This is a genomic window from Marinomonas transparens, from assembly GCF_016463975.1.
Lineage (GTDB): Bacteria > Pseudomonadota > Gammaproteobacteria > Pseudomonadales > Marinomonadaceae > Marinomonas > Marinomonas transparens.
In genome coordinates this window covers 1-3,094 of the sequence record NZ_JAEMNX010000060.1, presented here as the reverse complement: position 1 = coordinate 3,094, position 3,094 = coordinate 1, and the positions used below count along the sequence as shown (strand labels likewise).

Genomic DNA, 3,094 nt, shown 5'->3' with positions numbered 1-3,094 from the left:
AAAACCACTTTGGTGTTATATGGTCAAGCCTCACGAGCAATTAGTATTGGTTAGCTCAATGCCTCACAGCACTTACACACCCAACCTATCAACGTCCTAGTCTCGAACGGCTCTTTAGGGGACTTATGTCCCAGTGAGATCTTATCTTGAGGGAGGCTTCCCGCTTAGATGCTTTCAGCGGTTATCCCGTCCGAACGTAGCTACCCGGCAATGCCACTGGCGTGACAACCGGAACACCAGAGGTTCGTCCACTCCGGTCCTCTCGTACTAGGAGCAGCTCCTCTCAAATCTCAAACGTCCACGGCAGATAGGGACCGAACTGTCTCACGACGTTCTAAACCCAGCTCGCGTACCACTTTAAATGGCGAACAGCCATACCCTTGGGACCGGCTTCAGCCCCAGGATGTGATGAGCCGACATCGAGGTGCCAAACACCGCCGTCGATGTGAACTCTTGGGCGGTATCAGCCTGTTATCCCCGGAGTACCTTTTATCCGTTGAGCGATGGCCCTTCCATACAGAACCACCGGATCACTAAGACCTACTTTCGTACCTGCTCGACGTGTCTGTCTCGCAGTTAAGCGTGCTTTTGCCTTTACACTCTATGCATGATTTCCGACCATGCTGAGCACACCTTCGTGCTCCTCCGTTACTCTTTGGGAGGAGACCGCCCCAGTCAAACTACCCACCACACAGTGTCCTCGATCCCGATAAGGGACCAGAGTTAGAACCTCAAACATACCAGGGTGGTATTTCAAGATTGGCTCCAATAAGACTAGCGTCCTATCTTCAAAGCCTCCCACCTATCCTACACAAGTAGGTTCAAAGTTCACTGTGAAGCTATAGTAAAGGTTCACGGGGTCTTTCCGTCTAGCCGCGGATACACAGCATCTTCACTGCGATTTCAATTTCACTGAGTCTCGGGTGGAGACAGTGTGGCCATCGTTACGCCATTCGTGCAGGTCGGAACTTACCCGACAAGGAATTTCGCTACCTTAGGACCGTTATAGTTACGGCCGCCGTTTACTTGGGCTTCGATCAAGAGCTTCGCTTACGCTAACCCCATCAATTAACCTTCAAGCACCGGGCAGGCGTCACACCCTATACGTCCACTTTCGTGTTTGCAGAGTGCTGTGTTTTTAATAAACAGTCGCAGCCACCTGGTATCTTCGACCGACTAGTGCTTACGGAGCAAGTCCTTCACACCGGCCGGCGTACCTTCTCCCGAAGTTACGGTACCATTTTGCCTAGTTCCTTCACCCGAGTTCTCTCAAGCGCCTTGGTATTCTCTACCTGACCACCTGTGTCGGTTTGGGGTACGGTTCGATCATATCTGAAGCTTAGAAGTTTTTCCTGGAAGCATGGCATCAACCACTTCACCCAAAAGAGGGCTCGTCGTCAGTTCTCGGTCTTAAGAGGAACCGGATTTGCCTAATTCCTCAACCTACCGCCTTAAACACAGACAACCATCGCTGTGCTGGCCTAGCCTTCTCCGTCTCTCCATCGCAATATGTACGAGTACAGGAATATTAACCTGTTTCCCATCGACTACGCATTTCTGCCTCGCCTTAGGGGCCGACTCACCCTGCCCTGATTAACATGGGACAGGAAACCTTGGTCTTCCGGCGGGGGAGTTTTTCACTCCCCTTATCGTTACTCATGTCAACATTCGCACTTCTGATACCTCCAGCCTGCCTTACAGCTTGACCTTCAACGGCTTACAGAACGCTCCTCTACCATGCAAGAACTTCCTTAAACTTACTCTCTCATTCGATCCGCTTCTTATAACCCCGCCCTACTCAACGTTCAGGGGGCTTATATTCTCGCTTCGCTCAAATAAGCTTAAGTGAAGTTCTTGCATCCGTAGCTTCGGTGGCCAGTTTGAGCCCCGTTATATCTTCCGCGCAGGCCGACTCGACTAGTGAGCTATTACGCTTTCTTTAAAGGATGGCTGCTTCTAAGCCAACCTCCTAGCTGTCTGAGCCTTCCCACATCGTTTCCCACTTAACTGGCACTTTGGGACCTTAGCTGACGGTCTGGGTTGTTTCCCTTTCCACGACGGACGTTAGCACCCGCCGTGTGTCTCCCGTAATTGCACTCATTGGTATTCGGAGTTTGCATGGGGTTGGTAAGTCGGGATGACCCCCTAGCCCAAACAGTGCTCTACCCCCAATGGTGAGATACGAGGCGCTACCTAAATAGCTTTCGAGGAGAACCAGCTATCTCCGGGCTTGATTAGCCTTTCACTCCTATCCACAAGTCATCCCCGAACTTTTCAACGGTCGTGGGTTCGGTCCTCCAGTTAGTGTTACCCAACCTTCAACCTGCTCATGGATAGATCGCCCGGTTTCGGGTCTATTCCCAGCAACTAAACGCCCTATTAAGACTCGGTTTCCCTACGGCTCCACTACATGCTTAACCTTGCTACTGAAAATAAGTCGTTGACCCATTATACAAAAGGTACGCAGTCACGGAACTAGTCCGCTCCCACTGCTTGTACGTACACGGTTTCAGGATCTATTTCACTCCCCTCACAGGGGTTCTTTTCGCCTTTCCCTCACGGTACTGGTTCACTATCGGTCAGTCAGGAGTATTTAGCCTTGGAGGATGGTCCCCCCATATTCAGACAGGATATCACGTGTCCCGTCCTACTCGTTTTCATTGATAAGGCATTTTCGTATACGGGGCTATCACCCTCTACGGCGGCCCTTTCCAGAGCCTTCTACTAACACCAAATCAACTTAAGGGCTAATCCCCTTTCGCTCGCCGCTACTTAGGGAATCTCGGTTGATTTCTTTTCCTCCGGGTACTTAGATGTTTCAGTTCCCCGGGTTCGCCTCGTATGGCTATGTATTCACCATACGATACCCGCAAGCGGGTGGGTTTCCCCATTCGGACATGTTCGGATCAAAGCTTGTTTATCAACTCCCCGAACCTTTTCGCAGATTACCACGTCCTTCATCGCCTCTGACTGCCAAGGCATCCACCGTGCACGCTTGGTCACTTGACCATATAACCCAAAGTAGTTTCTTACGAAACCTTTAGATCACATACCAAAGGGCTTTTGTACCCCTCTGGATTTACGATAATAGAAG

1 rRNA gene is annotated in these 3,094 nt (G+C 50.7%); it reads right to left on the bottom strand.

What is annotated here, in order from left to right:
* Positions 1-19 precede the first annotated feature (19 nt).
* A 23S ribosomal RNA gene (locus tag I8J31_RS20610) occupies positions 20-3,009 on the bottom strand.
* Between the last annotated feature and the right edge of the window lie 85 nt (positions 3,010-3,094).